Origin of the sequence: Xanthomonas chitinilytica (assembly GCF_026107455.2) — a bacterium.
GTDB classification, from domain to species: Bacteria; Pseudomonadota; Gammaproteobacteria; order Xanthomonadales; family Xanthomonadaceae; genus Stenotrophomonas; species Stenotrophomonas chitinilytica.
In genome coordinates this window covers 1-16,263 of the sequence record NZ_JAPCHY010000003.1, presented here as the reverse complement: position 1 = coordinate 16,263, position 16,263 = coordinate 1, and the positions used below count along the sequence as shown (strand labels likewise).

13 protein-coding genes are annotated in these 16,263 nt (G+C 67.6%); 2 read left to right on the top strand and 11 right to left on the bottom strand.

All coding sequences use genetic code 11. The features are described 5' to 3' along the window. Positions 1-273: 273 nt before the first annotated feature. Positions 274-1,200 carry an oxygenase MpaB family protein gene (locus tag OK345_RS03980; protein WP_265126627.1) on the bottom strand — a complete coding sequence of 309 codons (927 nt, stop codon included), beginning with the start codon at positions 1,198-1,200 and terminating at the stop codon, positions 274-276. Positions 1,201-1,533: 333 nt separating this feature from the next. Here OK345_RS03980 and OK345_RS03975 point away from each other — a divergent pair, with 333 nt between their 5' ends. After that, entirely contained in the window at positions 1,534-2,136 is a 603-nt protein-coding gene (locus OK345_RS03975; protein ID WP_265154905.1) for a hypothetical protein, read from the top strand. A 42-nt stretch (positions 2,137-2,178) separates the two neighbouring features. Here the strand turns inward: OK345_RS03975 and OK345_RS03970 are convergent, their stop codons facing one another. From OK345_RS03970 to OK345_RS03935, 8 genes are all read right to left on the bottom strand, one after another. Continuing rightward, positions 2,179-2,550 (bottom strand): hypothetical protein, encoded by a 372-nt coding sequence (locus tag OK345_RS03970; protein ID WP_265126626.1) that lies wholly within the window; start codon positions 2,548-2,550, stop codon positions 2,179-2,181. Positions 2,551-2,590: 40 nt separating this feature from the next. Continuing rightward, complete coding sequence (locus OK345_RS03965; protein WP_265126625.1) at positions 2,591-3,364, bottom strand: LytR/AlgR family response regulator transcription factor; 774 nt, start codon at positions 3,362-3,364, stop codon at positions 2,591-2,593. After that, the gene (locus tag OK345_RS03960) at positions 3,354-4,601 is read right to left on the bottom strand and encodes a histidine kinase (RefSeq protein WP_265126624.1); all 1,248 of its coding nucleotides are present in this window, start codon (positions 4,599-4,601) and stop codon (positions 3,354-3,356) included. The genes OK345_RS03965 and OK345_RS03960 overlap by 11 nt, the downstream gene beginning before the upstream one ends. Positions 4,602-5,155: 554 nt before the next feature. Further along, positions 5,156-6,805, bottom strand: coding sequence for a M28 family metallopeptidase (locus OK345_RS03955; protein ID WP_265126623.1), 1,650 nt, complete (start codon positions 6,803-6,805; stop codon positions 5,156-5,158). 316 nt (positions 6,806-7,121) lie between these two features. Next, positions 7,122-8,750, bottom strand: coding sequence for a CsgG/HfaB family protein (locus OK345_RS03950; RefSeq protein WP_265126622.1), 1,629 nt, complete (start codon positions 8,748-8,750; stop codon positions 7,122-7,124). A gap of 14 nt (positions 8,751-8,764) precedes the next feature. Next, on the bottom strand, positions 8,765-9,436 hold the full coding sequence (locus OK345_RS03945) for a hypothetical protein (protein WP_265126621.1): 672 nt from the start codon (positions 9,434-9,436) through the stop codon (positions 8,765-8,767). A 108-nt stretch (positions 9,437-9,544) separates the two neighbouring features. After that, the gene (locus tag OK345_RS03940) at positions 9,545-10,645 is read right to left on the bottom strand and encodes a hypothetical protein (protein ID WP_265126620.1); all 1,101 of its coding nucleotides are present in this window, start codon (positions 10,643-10,645) and stop codon (positions 9,545-9,547) included. Continuing rightward, entirely contained in the window at positions 10,636-11,811 is a 1,176-nt protein-coding gene (locus tag OK345_RS03935; protein WP_265126619.1) for a hypothetical protein, read from the bottom strand. The genes OK345_RS03940 and OK345_RS03935 overlap by 10 nt, the downstream gene beginning before the upstream one ends. A 506-nt stretch (positions 11,812-12,317) precedes the next feature. Between OK345_RS03935 and OK345_RS03930 the strand changes: the two genes are divergently transcribed. Beyond that, entirely contained in the window at positions 12,318-15,428 is a 3,111-nt protein-coding gene (locus tag OK345_RS03930) for a TonB-dependent receptor (RefSeq protein WP_265126618.1), read from the top strand. A 181-nt stretch (positions 15,429-15,609) separates the two neighbouring features. Here OK345_RS03930 and OK345_RS03925 read toward each other — a convergent pair whose 3' ends face one another. Both OK345_RS03925 and OK345_RS03920 read right to left on the bottom strand, forming a co-directional pair. Next, complete coding sequence (locus OK345_RS03925; RefSeq protein WP_265126617.1) at positions 15,610-15,813, bottom strand: hypothetical protein; 204 nt, start codon at positions 15,811-15,813, stop codon at positions 15,610-15,612. A 24-nt stretch (positions 15,814-15,837) separates the two neighbouring features. Then, positions 15,838-16,263, bottom strand: a 426-nt coding sequence (locus tag OK345_RS03920; RefSeq protein ID WP_265126616.1) for an integrase core domain-containing protein, incomplete at its 5' end; no start/stop codon positions are given.

Here is a 16,263-nt window from a genome sequence, read left to right as displayed (position 1 = left end):
CCATGCCGCATCCAGGGAAACACCCCTGCCACGCATCCGTGGCCACGGACCGTTCGTTCCCCCTGCATGGAGGCAGCATGCCCCAGCGCCGGCGCCACGGGAAGCCTGGCGGCCCGCCGGCCGTGCCACCCGGCGGCGTCCCGGCCGCACGGGCGCGGCGCCGCCGCGTCCACCTCCACGCCTGCGTGCATCGTTGGAGAGCGGGCCGGCATGCGTACACGCCAGGGCGATTGCGCACTGGAACCGGGACAAGTACCGCGGTGCCGCTTCGCTTCAGGCCAGCGGCGGCCAGTGCCGCAACGCATCCGTGTCCATGCCCACCCGCTGGCAGGCACGCGCGGCCACCCCATCGCCCAATGCCACCCGGAACAGCGGCGCCATTCCCCGCAGCAACCGCGCCGATGCCTGCGCCTGCGCGCGTTGCAGCGCACTGCGCCGCAGCAGCGCCTGCGCCCATTCCGGCAGCAGCGCCGCGCCCGCTCCCAGGAACACCTCGCGCGACAGCCCCGCCGCCGGCACCGGCAGGCGGATGCCGGACAGCACCGCCAGCACCTCGCGCGAACGCGCGTCCACCTGCAGCACCGGCCGCTGCCGCGCGAAGTACGCCTGCACCTGCGCTTCCGACGCCGGCACGTCGCGCGCGCCCAGCGCCTCGGCGATGCGCCGGGTTTCGTCGTAGTAGCGGTCGGCCACTGCCGTCGGCACCGGCCGGCAGTAGCGGCGGCACCCCTGCAGGAAGCCATAGGCCTCGGTGACGTGCACCCAGGTCAGCAGCGCCGGATCGTCGGCGGCGTAGCCGCGACCGTCGGGCAGGCGGCCACGTACCTGCGCGTGGATCGCCCGGACCCGCGCCAGCAGCCGCTGTACTTCGCCCTGCGGCGCATAGCTGGTGCCGGCCACGAACGCGGTGGTGCGACGCAGGCGACCGACCAGGTCGTCGCGGAAATTGGAATGGTCGTACACCCCGGCCAGCGCCAGCGGATGCAGGGTCTGCAGCATCAGCGCGCACAGGCCGCCGGCCAGCATGCCGGGAAATTCCGCGTGCACCCGCCAGGTGACGCTGTCCGGGCCGAACCAGCCCGGATCGCCCACCGGCCGGTCGTAGTCGATCCCGCTCTGCCCGCGCGGAAACGCTGCCAGTACCCAGTGGCGGATGCGCGCGGTGAGCGGTGCGGCAAGCGCATGCAGCAGTTCGGTCATGGCGCCATGGTAAACGGCGCTGCCCGCGCAGCAGCGCGCACCGGCGGGGTCCGGCGGGCGGCAGGCACGTCATCGACCGTCGGTGCCCCGCACCGGAGCGGCGGCATGTGCGGATGCAGCAGGACGCGACGGAATTTCTCCACGGGTTCGCCAGTTAGCTCATGCCGCATTGCAAAAAATCCCGGCCTGGCACAGGCCGGCGGCGACCACGATGGCCGCGTTCTTCGCGTCTTCCCCATTGCCAAGCGATCTGAAAATGCTAGAACTGGAGTCGCCTCAGGTTTCCCCCCGCCGCATCGCCACTCGTTCCCCGCCGTCTGCAAGGAGCTGGTCATGATCGCTTTGTTCAAGGGTTTGGGTTTGCTGTTGCAGGACAACGAGCTGTATCGCAGCCCGTTCGAAAAGCAGGTGGAGCACTGGCGCAACCTGAGCGAGGAACAGATCCGCGAGGAAGTGGCGCTGCTGGCCAAGGCCAAGTGCCAGTGGCTGATGGCCTCGATCGTGCTGTGGCAGGCCAGCTCGCTGCTGATCCTGGGCCTGATCACCAACTACCTGTGGCGCGACGACTTCCACATCACCTTCACCCGGGTGGTGATCGTGCTCGGATCGTGGGTCTCGATCCTGTTCGTGATCTGGTTCATGGCCAACATGTTCGACCACACCGCCGGCTTCGAGCGCTGGATGAAGGCGTTCAACAGCCGCGCGCGGATCAGCTCCGACGCCGACAGCGTGGAATGCGTGGCCGACGCGCTGGAGATGGCCCAGCACTATCCGGAAGTGCTGGACTACAAGCAGGCGGTCAGCGCCAGGCGCGAGTTGCGGCACGAGGACATCCGCATCATGCGCGAGCTCGGGCGCATGCGGCAGCACTCGGAACTGGTGGGCAAGCTGATGCACGTCGGCGACGACGGGCTGCGGCTGCAACCGGCATTCTGAACGGGAACGCCCGCCTCCCGTTGCACTGCCCTGCCGCCGCGCTCAGTCGCGGCGGCATTGTTTTCCGGCCTGGGTGACCACGCAATGGCCGAAATCGGCGGGCAGTCCGCGCAGCTCGCGGCGCTGGCCTGGGCCCAGCGCGAAGCTCTCCAGTTCCCGGCGGCTGCAATGCAGTGCCGGCTCCGTGGCCGTGGCCGGCGGTTGGCAGGTTTCGGCGAACACGCGGTAGAAGCAGCGGCCGCTGCCGCTGTCCACGCACTGGAACGTGGCCACGCCATCGGCATAGGTGGTCCTGCTGAACACCGCCTCGGTGGTGCCGGGGGCGACGACGCGGGTGACCGACGTGATGCCGGGCCGCTCCTGGTAGCCGAACAGCGACAGCACGCTGGTCAACAGGATGGTGAGATAGCGCATGACGATTCCCTTCCCGGTTTGAGCGCCCGTGCATGCGGCATCACATGCCGCGGAACAGGCTCATGAATGGCTGGCTGACGCCCAGGGTTTCCGGCCGCGACTTCAGTTTCAGCACCCCGCGCCCGCTCTCGTCGCGGGTCACCGAGGCCACCGCGGTCATGTTGACGATGGTGGAGCGGTGCACCTGGCGGAACCGCTGCGGGTCCAGTGCGTCGAGCAGTTCGCGCAGCGGCGTGCGCAGCAGCGATTCGCCGTCGGCGGTGACCACCACGGTGTACTTGTTGTCGGCGCGGAAATAGACCACGTCCTCGAGCATGATCAGCCGGGTATCGCGGCCGTTGCTGGCGGTGATCCAGGCCAGCGGCGGCGGTGCCGCGGCGTCGGCCGGGCGCTGCGCCAGCTGCCGCAGCAGCTGGTCCAGCACCGCATTGTCCGGGCGCCCGGCCTGGGCGCGGGCCAGCACGCGCTGGCGGGTGGCGAGCAGGCGGTCGTCGGCCACCGGCTTGAGCAGGTAGTCGATCGCGCCCTGCTCGAACGCGTCGATCGCGTACTGGTCGTAGGCGGTGACGAACACCACCTGGGTGCGCGGACTGATCTCGCCCAGCGCGCGCGCCACCTCGATGCCGCTGATGCCGGGCATGCGGATGTCGAGGAACGCCACGTCCGGCTTCAGCTCGGCCAGCGATTCCAGTGCCGCGGCACCGTCCTCGCATTCGGCCACGATGCGCAGTTCCGGCCACAGCTGCCGCAGCTGCGCGACCAGCGCCTGGCGCAGCAACGGCTCGTCTTCGGCGATCAGTGCATCAAGCTGCATCGGGGGCCTCCGTCGATGGCCGCGGCAGGGTGATGGTGGCCGCGACGCCGCTGGGGAAATTGGAGACGATGGCGAACGCCGCGCGCGGACCGCAGGCCAGGCGCAGGCGCTCGCGCAGGTTCTTCAGGCCGATGCCGGTGCCGCTGCTGTCGCCGCCGAAGCCGCGGCCATCGTCGGCCACGGTCAGGGTGACGTGGTCGTCGAACGCGCGCGCCAGGATCCAGATGGTGCCGCCGCCGGACTTGGGCTCCAGCCCGTGCTTGATCGCGTTCTCCACCAGCGTCTGCAGCGCCATCGACGGCAGCGGCAGTTCGTTCAGCGCGGCCGGTACGTCCACCTGCAGGTTCAGGCGCGCGCCCATGCGGATCTTGAGGATCTCCAGGTAGGCGCGGGCGCGCTCCAGCTCCACGCCCAGGGTGGACATCGATTCGTCGGCGCTGGGCAGCGAGGTGCGCAGGTACTGGATCAGGTGGCCGAGCATCTGCTCGGCGCGCGCCGGGTCGGTGCGGGTCAGCACCTGCGCGTTGGCCAGCGTGTTGTAGAGGAAGTGCGGCTCGACCTGCGCGTGCAGCAGGTTCAACCGCGCCACGCTCAGTTCCTTCTCGGTGGCGTTCTGCTCGGCGGCGGCCTGCTCGTCGCGGCGCTGCTCGGCCACGCGCCGGGTGATCGCGCGCGTCACCGCCTCGGCATTTTCGAAGTTGCTGCCTTCGTCCACCACCAGCAGGTCGACCCAGGCGCCGGCTTCCGGCTCGAACAGCAGGGTCACGCTGCTGGTGCCCTGGCCCGGGGTGACGATGGCCGACACCTGGTTGCGCTTGATCGCCAGCCGCGCCATTGGATTCCAGCGCGACGGCGGGCGCACGTTGTACGGATCGCTGCGCGGTACCTTGGCGCGCAGCTGCAGGCTGCCGGCCGAACTTTCGATCTCCTCCGCCCGCGGCAGCTCGCGGATCGCCGCCTCCACCAGCGCGAACGCCTCGGCGGCGTCGAGCGGGATCTCGATCTGGCGGCGCTGGCGGCTGGCCAGGCTGTCGCGGTCCAGGCGTCCGGCCACCAGCTTCACCCGCCGCAGGTGGCTGACCGTGCTCACCATCGCCATCACCAGCAGTGCGATGGTGAGCAGGGCGAATACCGAGCCGGTGTCGCCGAACACGGTCGACCACACGATGCCGGCAACGATCAGGGCCACGGCCCAGGCCAGCAGGATGCGAACAATCAGGGACAGGCTGGCGGACACGCGGGTGGCTTCCTGGAAGTTGCCGCCGAGCATAGGCTGCGACCGGAGGAGCGCAAGCGGTCGGCGACGAATCGCCGCAACGGCGGACGAAACCACCTGCCGCCGCGACGGAATCGGCGCCACGGCGTTGCCGCACCGCACCGTTGCGCGGGTTTCCAGCCTGCACGGCGGCCGCACGCTGGAGATGCGCATACCGGTCGGGAACGGCCATCGGCGTCCTGCCATCGGTGCTTCGCCCCGGCATGGATGGCGGAAGGCGGAGTGGCCGGGCCATGCCCAGGAATCCCCGGGAAGGCCGCTTGCCGATGCGGCGAGGCTCCGAAGGGCGGGCCGTGGCAAAGGGCTTCTTCCATCCGGGGGAAGCGGATTCTCCGAGCACCTGGCGCTGCTCGAAGAGCTCGCGACTTACGTCGCTCCTACAACGTCCTCTGCTACTGGTGCTACTGGCAGGAGCGACGTCGGTCGCGACCGGGCAGTCATCGCCTGCCCGGATCAGGCCCCCGCAAGCCGGCGGGCGGTTTCCCGCCCGCCGCCATGTTTTCCGGCGACCGCGCCTACCTGCGCGCGTCGGCGCTGGCGTCGCGCACCGCGCGGAACGGCGAGTCCTCGCTCCAGTTCGGCCAGTCGCGCGAATTGGCCAGCTGCGAGCCCAGCGTGTACAGCACCTCCAGGTCGCGCGCGGCACCGGCGAAGGTCCAGTCCGGCTGCCATTCGTCGCCCTGCTGGTGATAGCGCTTGGCGGTGTACTCGTCGGACGCCCGCTTGCCCGCGGCCACGCCACCGTCGATCCAGTCCTGGCCGGCCGAGTACGAGATCGCCGGCACGCCGCGCTTGGCGAACGGGAAATGGTCGGAGCGGAAGAACAGGCCGGCCTCCGGCTTGGGATCGGGCGTGTAGCGCAGATCCCAGCCCTTGGCCACGTCCTTGAGCCGGTCCAGCAGTTCCAGCTTCGCCGAACCGTAGATGCCGAAGTCGCGCGACGGCCCGAACGGCGCCATGCCGTCCATGTTGATCAGCGCCACCGTCCTGTCCAGCGGATACAGCGGCTGCGAGGCGTAGTACTCCGAGCCCAGCAGCCCCTTCTCCTCGGCGGTGACGGCCAGGAACAGCACCGAACGCTGCGGCCGCGGCGCCTTGGCGAAGCCGCGCGCCAGTTCCAGCAGCGCGGCGGTGCCGCTGGCGTTGTCCGCCGCACCGTTGAAGATGCGGTCGCCGCTGGCGTCCGGCTCGCCGACGCCGATATGGTCCCAGTGCGCGCTGTAGACGACGTTCTCGTCCGGATGGCTGCTGCCTTCCAGCCGCGCGACCACGTTGTGCGAGGTGATGACCTCGTTCTTCACCTGGTAGGCGGCCGAGAAGGTCTCGCCTTCCAGTTCCACCGGTCGGAAGTCGCGCGACTGCGCCTGCTTCTTCAGCGCCTCGAAATCCAGCCCGGCGCGCGCGAACAGCTCGACCGCCAGGTCGCGCTGGACCCAGCCTTCCAGCGGCGGATGCACCGCCGACGGATCGTCGCGCACCACGTCGAACATGGTGTTGGTGTTGGAGCCGGCCACCGTCGCCCAGCCGTAGGAGGCCGGCGCGGTCTCGTGCACGATCAGCACCCCGAGCGCGCCCTGGCGGGCGCCTTCCTCGTACTTGTAGGTCCAGCGGCCGTAGTAGGTCATGCCCTTGCCGTCGAAATCGCCTTCGCCGGTCTCGAAGTCCGGGTCGTTGATCAGCACCACCGCGACCTTGCCCTTCAGGTCCACGCCCTTGAAGTCGTCCCAGTCGCGCTCCGGCGCCTTGACGCCATAGCCGACGAACACCAGCGGCGCATCCTCGATCGCAATCTCGCTGTCGCCGTTCATCGCCGCGCGCACCGCGATCTCACGGCCCTGGGCCAGCGGCTGCGGCGTGCCCTTGCTGTTCAACGACAACGACGGCGTACCGACGATGTCGCCCTTGAGCAGCGGCACCGCCTGCGTCCACAGGCGCTCGCCGTTGTCCAGATCGCCGCCCGGCTGCAGCCCGGCCTCGGCGAACTGCCTGCTCAGGTAGGCGACGGTCTTCTCCTCGCCGGCAGTGGCCGGGGAACGGCCTTCGTAGGCGTCGGACGCCAGCTCCTTCACGTCGGCGGAGATCCGCGCGCCGTCGAACCTGGGCGTCGCCGCCATCACCGCCGCCGATACCGACAGCGCCAATACCCCCAGAACCAATCGCTTCACCTTGCACCTCGCACGACACAACAGGACGGCCTGCGAGTGTAGGCCAGGCAGCGGGGCTTTCGCCGCCGTGGCTTGCGCATGCGTTACAGGCGACGTGTTCTTTGCCTGTCCGGGGGAAAGCACGTTCCCGGGTCACCTGGCTGCCCGAGAAGCCCGCGACTCACGTCGCTCCTACATGGTTCCGCCGCTGGCGGGAGCGACACGGCGTGGCCTCGGGCCATCCGTCGCGATGGGGCAGCGGCGGAGCGCTTCGGGCCTGGACAGGAGCAAAAGAAAAGGCCTTCCCGGAGGAAGGCCTTCGCATGCCGATGACGGCTTACCAGTTCGGGTCGTCCACCGGCGCCGGCGCCGGGGCTGCCGCAGGCCTGGACGCCGCCCGCGTGGCCGGCTTCGCCGCCGCGGCAGGTGCGGCCGATGCTTCGCTGCGCGCCGGCTTCAGCTTCTGCCGCAGTTCGATCGAACCCGGCACGAAACCGCTTGCCGGCGGCGTGCCTTCCACGACGGTGCCGTAGGAGGTCTGCGTCGCCACCCGGTCGATGCGGATGGTGCAGCACGGCGTTTCGTTGCGGCCCAGCGAACGACCGGTCTGCGGATCCTTCAACTCCTCGCCCAGACGCACGGCCTGATAGCGCTGGCCGGCTTCGAGCAGGTCGCCGCCCTGGCTCAGGATGACCTGGTCGCCGTCCAGTGCCACCACCGATACCGGGAAGATGCCGGTGACCACGGCGCTGCCGATCTGCCCGGACAGCGCATCCATCATCGCCGCGGCCATGCCCTTGCCGTCCACCGTGCGCGGCAGCGTGCTCGGGCCGGAGGAAGCCAGCTGGTGGTCGAAGCTGTCGGACATCACCACCTCGCCGGTAGTGGCGTTCAACAAGCGCAGGGTGATGCGGCCGCCGCCCGAATACGAACTGACCTGGCGGTCGGACATGCGCAGCTGGCGGGTGCTGCGCGGATACTCGAAGCGCTCGATGGTCGGGATCAGGATCAGGTCGGTCGCCAGTTGCTGGCCCAGCCGCGCGGTGTCGGCCAGGCGCACGTTGCCGCTGCCGATGTGGTCGATCTCGGCCTGCAGCTCGTCGCCGAACTCGCGGTCGAGCACGATGAAGCGCCGGGTCTGGGTCAGGGTATCGGACAGCCGCGTGCGGATCGCCCGCGCCACCTCGTCCGCCGCCACCCGGTTGTCGCCCACCGCGTAGCTGGCCGAAAGCACGCGCGGCGCGGCCACCACGATCTTCGGCCGCCCTTCCTCGTCCGCGACGCGGTACTGGGCGATGTCGGCCTTGATCCGCACCTTCCAGTAGCTGCGCATGCGCGTGTAGGCCAGGTCCGATTCGAAGCTGCTGGCGCCGCGCTTGATGTCCAGCTGGCCCTTCTCGCTGTAGCGGGTCGAAGCCGAGGCGCTGGCATCGCCGGCCTGCGCCTTGGCGCTGGCGCGGCCGCTGGCCGACGCCGAGGCGGAATAGCTGAAGCCACCGTCGCTGGCGCGCACGCGGCTGACCGTTTCCGAATCGACCTTGTCGACTTCTTCCTGCGACAGGATCTCGTAGCCGAGCACCGCCCCCTGCGAGGCGGTCACCACCTGCTGCCGGAACGCCTCGGCGCCGAGCGAAGCGGCCGCATGGCCGTCCACCGCCACGTCCAGCCCGGCACGCACCGACTGCAGGCTGCCGGCCACGCGCACGCCGTTGACCTGCGCGACCGCCGACTGCAACGCCGCCAGCACCGCCAGCTCGGGGGTGCTGCCGATGCCCTCGGCCTCGCGCGAGACGCGGATGGTGCCGCCGAAATCCGGAGCGCCACGCAGCGGCGCGGCTTCCTCCTGCACCGGCTGTTCGAGCGTCGCCGCCGGTGCCGCCGCTTCCTGCGGCTCGGGCTTCTGGCCACAGGCGACCAGCAGCGACGTCGAGACCAGCAGGGACAACAGACGAGTGGACATGGTCATGCGCGGGTCCGTGCTCAGTTCAGGCCGTCGAGCATCGCGTCGGCATTGCCCGGCACCTTGATCTTGGCGGCACGGGCGAAGGTCAGCGCCGACTTGGTCGAGCCGTACAGGCCCTGCAGGTAGCCCGGCGATTCCTTGGCCACCCAGGCGCCGGCTGCCAGCTTGCGGCCGACGGTGGCCATCTGCGAGGCGCCCAGGTTCTTCATGCCACCGGCGAAGTCGCTGGCTTCGCCGCTCAGCTTGCGGCCTTCGGCGGCGGATTCCAGCAGCGACACCAGGCCAGCGGCGTAGTGTTCCTTGGCCTCGGCGCTCAGTTCCGGCTGCTGTGCCTGCCGCTCGTCCAGCGCGGCCTGCACGCTTTCGCTGACCGAACGCGCCTTCTTCATCGCATCGGTGCTCACCGAGCCGCTGGACAGCGCCAGGCTCTCGGCTTCCAGCAGCTGCACCTGCTCGGCCAGGCCGAAGGCCTTGGCGAACGAGGTCTGGGCGCTCAGCGAATGCGACTGCGAAGCGACGAAGCGCTTCACCAGCGCTTCCTGTGCGGCTTCGTCCGGCACGCCGGCGGTGCTGGCCTGGCTGCTGGAGGAACCGCCGGCCAGGCCCTTGAGCTTGCCCAGCTGGGCGTGGGCGGGAACGGCAACGGTGGCGGCGGCGATGGCCAGGGCGAGTGCGGTGGTACGGATCATGGAATTCCCCTGTTCTGGAAGATGGATGGCCGCCGCAGGGCGGCAGCCGGAGACGGATTCACGGGCACGGGCGCCGTCGTGACGGCGCCTGCGTGGACGGCTCGCCGGTCAGCGCACCGACTTGATGTTCAGTTCGTTGATCATCTGCTGCGAGGCCTGTTCGGCGGCTTCGCGCAGCGCGTTGGTGCGGGCGACGGTCTCGTTCGGGCCGAGACCGGCGTACTGCACCGGTCCCACCGAAGACACCGTGCGCGGGAAGCGCCCGGTCACGTCGAGCACCTTGCCGGTCACGGTGACGTACACGCGCACGTTGCCGCTGGCCGGATCGCGGTCGCGCATGCCCACGTCCAGGGTGCCGACGGCGATGTACGGGATGTCGGCCGCGCGCACGCCGTTGGCGGTATTGCGCAGGGTCTCGGGCGAGAGGTCGTCGCCGGTGCTGAAGTCCGTGCGGATGCGCTCGATGCTGAGCAGGCCGCGGCTCTCGCCCTCGACGTACTCGGCTTCCACCACCTCGTAGCCGGCGGCGCTGAAGGCGCCGGTCATGGCGGTGTTGACCTCGGCGGCGTTGGCCACCTTCCAGGTGATGCTGTCGCTGCGCTGGGTGGTGCTGCCGCCGGTGGTCACCGAGACCGAGGCGTTCTGGTTGACGCTGCCGCTGGTGCTGACCGCGTTGCCGGCGAACGCATCGCCCTCGCGGGTGTTCTCGTCGTAGCTGCGGCTGACGTCGGCGCGGCGGTACTCCTTGTCCTGGAACGACTGCACGGTGTCCTGCGAGCGCGCCATGAACAGGAAGGTCAGCAGCGACTTCTGCGCCGGACTGGCCGCCGACACCGCCGAGCCGCCGTCCAGCGTGGCCTGCAGCAGGGTGGCGTTGATCTCGGCACGGACGGTGATGGTGTAGGTCTTGGCCTTCTTGTCCTCGTTGTCGGACAGGGTGACGGCGGACAGCACGTAGCGGTCGATCTGTCCGATCAGCTGGTCGCGACGGGCCTCGAACAGGCGCAGCTTGGCCGGTCCGGACTCGGCGATGTAGGCCTCCAGCGCGTTGATCTTGGCCTTCTCCAGCGCCTGCGCGCGGGTGTCGGCGCTCAGGCGCAGGCCATAGCTGGCCGAGCCCATGCCGCGCGAACTGACGGTCTGCGCCGCCACCGGCATCGCCACCAGCAGGGCAAGAAGGAATACGGATACCGCACGAATCAACGACATGACTTGATCAACTCCTGAAGGGCCTGGGTCTGTTGCTGCAAGGGACGTCCGCCCGGCTTCTGCTCGTCCAGCCACGCACGGTGGCCGGCACGCCCGGCGGCAGCGCCGGCGAAGGCATCGAAGCCGGCCAGCAGGGTCTCGTAGCCGGCCGACCACTGGTCCACCTGCCACTGCGTCGCCGGCACCACCTTGGTGGCGCCCTTGCGCAACGGTTGCTCGAAGAACACCTTGCCGGAGTACGGCTCGGTGACGGTGACGCTGAAGAACGCGCCGAACAGCATCTGTTTCATCGCCGCGGTCTCGCTGACGACGCCGCTCTTGAACGCATCCACCTGCAGCTGCACGAGGTAGTCGGCCTCGGGGATCTTCAGCTGGAACACCTTGCCGTCGGCGAAGCGCGCGGCCATGGCGCCACCGATGGCCTGGCCGGTAGCCGGTGGCAGCAGGCCGATGCCGGTATTGACCGCCAGGGTCTTGGTCAGTTCGTGCGCCAGGCTGGCGCGCAGCGGCGCCTCCCACGACGGATCGGGCAGCTTCTGCCGGGCGGCGTCGGACAGCGTCACCGCCCCCACCTGCAGGCGGCGCACCGCTGCGTTGGGCAGGCGCGCCTCGGCCAGGGTCTGCGCCAGCACCTGCGGCAGGTCGGTCGCGGACGAGCCGTAGATCAGCCCCGAGACGATCGCACCGATCTCGCTCTGGTCGGGACGGTAGTCCATCAGGTCGATGCGCTGCAGGGTCAGCGGATAGGCCGCGATCACCTGGCGCTCGCGGAAATCGAAGAACAGCGCCTGCAGCGCGACTTCCACCAGCACCTTGTATTGGCCGGCGATCGGCTCCACCGACACCAGCTCACGGTCCAGCGCTGCGGCCAGCACGGTGGCGCTGGTGCTGCCGTCGAGCTTGGCCAGCTGGTCGTCGATCAGCGCCAGCCGCTGCGGCGGCTGCCGTTTCAGCGCACTGGAAAGCTGCCGGTTGAGCGTCTCGATACCACCGGCGTCGATCGCCGCGGCACTGTGCGGAACCGCCTCGTCGCGCGCGGACGCCTCGCCGGTGAACGCAAAGCCCGCCCAGTACACCTGCTGCTTGCCGCCATCGGCCTGGGCCACCATTGCCAGCGCCAACAGGCACAGCAACCACCCGCGCAGGCGCACGCCCGCGTTTCTCATCCCTGAAACCATCTAGTCCCTGGCCCCTGTATCGGCCGCGCGGTCGGCGCAGTCATTTTTGTGAAGTGCGTAACGATATCGACGGCGACGAATTCCGGCAAGCCGTGTCGACCGCCCCCTGGAGAATTCAGCGGGTCTCCAGCCCCGCGGCACGGGCCAGCAGGTGCGCCTTCTCGCGGGCGTTGCCGGTCAGCTCGACAGCGCGAAAGCCGTATCCACCGGGCGGCGGAGCGGTGCAAAGCCCCGGAATCGTGAACACCACCGCAGGCAACCACCAACGAAGAGACTACGCAGAAGCGGCCATATCAATGACAGTGGGAAAAGTCACGAACACCGAGATGAGAAGCTCTCCAAGCCATTGAATCAAAAAGAGATAAATAAATTTAGAAAGAAATTGTTCATACACCGTTAACTTTGCCGCAACCAAGAGTTATTGTTGGTTCACTTGGCATTCGACTTCTGTTCATCTTTTTGGATCCCGCCAAGGACTTCCACTGGAGAGAGAAATGGTCAAACGCAAGACGATCCAACGTGCGGCGCTGAGCGTCGCCTTGAGCCTGTGCATTGCCGGAGGCGCCCATGCGCAGAGCACTACCGGCAGCATCTATGGCACGGTTCCGTCCTCCACCGCAGGTGGGGCCACAACCGTCCAGATCACCAACAACAGCGGCTTCAACCGCACAGTGACGGTGGATGCCACCGGACGCTACAACGTCAGCGCCCTGCCGGTAGGCAACTACAAGATCACCGTCCAGCGTGATGGCCAGGTGGTCGGCACCCGTGACGTGACCGTCATCGTCGGCGCCGGTACCGATGCCTCGTTTGCCAGCGGCAGCGGCGACGCCTCCACCCTCGAAACGGTCAACGTGCGCGCCAACGCCGCTGCCGCCATCGACCTGACGGCCGTCGATACGCGTACCGTCTTCACTGCCGAACAGCTCGAGCGCCTGCCGATCAACCGGTCGGCCGAAGCCATCGCCCTACTCGCACCCGGCGCAGTGGCCGGTGCCGGCGGCTATTCGGCGCTGTCCGGACTGGTGTCCTTTGGTGGCGCGGGCGTTTCGGAGAACGCCTACTACATCAACGGCTACTTCACCGGCGAGCCGCTCTCCAACCTCGGTGGCTCGGGCTTGCCGTTCCTGGCCATCGCCCAGCAGGAAACCTATACCGGCGGCTACAGCGCCAAGTACGGCCGCTCCGACGGCGGCGTGATCAACCAGATCGGCAAGCGCGGCACCAACGACTGGCAGTTCGGCGGCGAGATCACCTGGGCACCGAAGGGCCTGCGCGAGAAGCGCAAGGACCTCTACCTGCCCGACATCGACCTCCCCGCCGGGTACGAGTACGAGGATCCGGACTCCGCCGGCTCGCTGTATACCCGTGGCAAGGGCGAGGAAACCAACGCCACGACATACAGCGCTTATGTCGGTGGCCCGATTGTGCAGGACCGCCTGTTCTTCTTCGTCGGCGCCGAACTGGAGAGCCGCAAGACCATCACCAACCCCAGTACGCTGGCCACGCCACGCACCACGCACGGCAAAACCGACGACCACAACATCTACGCCAAGCTGGACTGGAACATCAACGACAACAACATGCTGGAAGCCACGTGGCTGAAGCAGAAGGACGACTACAGCGGCAGCTATTACGCCTATGACTTCGATACGGGCGCGGAAGGCGACAGGCTGGCGGTGGTTCCCACCCCGATCATCAAGGAAAACGACTACCGCATCCTGAAATACACCAGCTATCTGCGCGACAACCTGACCCTCAGCGCCACCTATGGCGCCAACGAGTTCACCAACAACCAGGTCAATCCAGGCATTCTGCCGGGTATCCCCTACGTGGTCGGCGCCACCAACCAGGATCCGGCCATCACCGGCGGCACTCCGATCCCGAACCGTCAGGGCGGCTACCAGAGCAGGGACGGCAAGAACAAGACCCATGGCCTGCGCGCCGACCTGGAATGGGTGATCGGCGATCACACCCTCAGCGTGGGTGTGGACAACATCAAGTTCGAAGCCACCAACGAAGGCACCGCACAGGTGGCCGACTATTGGGAATACGCGCGCACCTCCAACCCCAACGGCAATCTGTCCCCCTCGCTGGGCGTCGGCGCACCGGGCGGCAATGGCTATTTCGTGCGCCAGCTGCAGTATTTCAACAACACCAGCATGTCGCTGGACCAGAAGGCCTGGTACCTGGAGGATCGCTGGCAGGTCACCGACAACCTGCTGCTGTCGCTGGGCCTGCGCAACGACGAGTTCACCAACAAGAACGACGCCGGCGCGGTCTACATGGACGCCAAGAACCAGTGGGCACCGCGCCTGGGCTTCAGCTGGGATGTCTTCGGTGACTCCACCCTCAAGCTGTTCGGCAACGCCGGCCGCTACTTCCTGGCCATGCCCAACAACGTCGCCATCCGCGGCGCTTCGGCCTCGACCTATACCTGGGAGTATTTCACCTACACCGGCATCACCAGCGATGGCCTGCCGACCGGCCTGACCCCGGTACCGGGCGTGAACGGCGCACCCGCGCCGGGACCGGTGTCCGCCAACGGCGAATACGGCACCCCGGTGGACGTGCTGGCCTTCGCTCCGAAGGACCTGAAGAACATGTACCAGGACGAATACATCCTGGGCTTCGAGAAACAGATCAGCGAGCGCTGGGTCGCGGGTGCCAAGTTCACCTACCGCGACCTGAAGTCCTCGATCGACGACATCTGCGACCCCTACACCATGCTCGACCACATTGGTGCGGTGGACTACACCGCCCAGGGTTCGGGCTACAACGCCGAACTGGCCGACGGGCGCAACGTGTTCGTGAACTACTGCTACATGTTCAACCCGGGCGGCACCAACACCTTCAGCATGGCCTATCTGGATGCTGCCGGCAATCCGACCGGCGAGCGCACGGACGTGGTCATGAGCAGCAGGGACTGGGGATTCAGCGAGGGTGTCAAGCGCACCTACAAGGCCATCGACCTGTTCGTCGAACACCCGTTCGACGGCACCTGGGAAGGCCGCGCGACCTACACCTACTCCAAGAGCCAGGGCAACAATGAAGGCCAGGTGAAGTCCGAGTTCGGCCAGACCAACATCTCCAAGACCCAGGACTGGGACGCCTGGCAGATGATGGAGTTCGCCAATGGTTACCTCGCCAACGACCGGCGCCATTCGCTGAAGCTGTATGGCAGCTATGCGTTCACGCCGGAATGGTCGGTGGCAGCCAATCTGCGGGTGCAGTCGGGCACCCCGATCAGTTGCCTGGGCTTCTACAATCCGGACGGCACGATCGACGAGAACTCCAGCGAAGCCGATCCGATCGGCTATGGCCCGAGCTACCACACCTGCTTTGGTGAGGTTGCCAAGCCGGGCTCCAAGCGCACGCCCTGGACCAGAAACTTGGACATGAGCGTTACCTACCGTCCGGAGTTCCTTGACCAGAGGCTGGCATTCAACCTGCAGGTGTTCAACGTACTCAACGACCAGAAGGCGACCCAGGTAGATGTGACTTCGGAAACCGATTATGGCTATACGGTTTCCAACACCTACCTGCTGCCGATCGCTCGCCAGACGCCGCGCTACGTGATGTTCTCGGCGTCGTACAACTTCTGATCCGGCGAACATTCAAAAAACGCTCTCTCGTATAGAAGCGCCTTCGACCCCGGCCCTGTGCCGGGGTCTTTTTTCCCGGCAGGAGCAGGACACCCATCGCCATCGGTAAACCTGCAGGCTTCAGACAAATGAAAGAGGCCCCACCGAAGCGGAGCCTCCTGGTCAAAGCGTAGCTTTCTGATCAGTCGAAAGGCGCGTTGCATGTCGTCTGCATGCACTCGTCGAAACGCTCCATGCAATACGCATCGCTCCCGCCACTTGTCTTGCATGCGTTGTAAATCTGGAAGCACTTCAGATCACAAGGGGGTGCTGCGACGACACTCGAAACCAGCATTGAAGAAGCGAATACGGCAATGGCAACCAGATGCTTGATACCTTGCTTCATATCACTCTCCCTGTAGCCTACGAGCTAGGTGTGTAAACCCAGGACGTTGTTCAGCGGGAGCTGGAGGCGGCTGATGGGTGGCTGGTAGCCGAGGCTGGCATGAGGTCTGTGCCAGTTGTACTGGTGCAGCCAGCGCGGGAGTGCCAGCCCGCGCTGGTTGGAGTTTTCGTAGGAGCGAGCGTAGGCCCACTCGCGCAAGGCGGTCTGGACCAGTCGCTCGGCCTTCCCGTTGGTCCGTGGCGTGTAGGGACGCGTGCGCAGGTGGCGCATGCCCAGGCGCCGCAGGAGCCGGCGGAACCGTCGGGATTTGTAGCAGGCACCGTTGTCGGTCATGACCCGGCGGAAGGTGACGCCGAGGCTGCGGTAATAGCGCAGCGCCTGCATCAGGGCACGGCAGGCGCTGGAGCCGCGCTCGTTGCCCTCGATGGTGCCGAAGGCGACCCTGGAGTG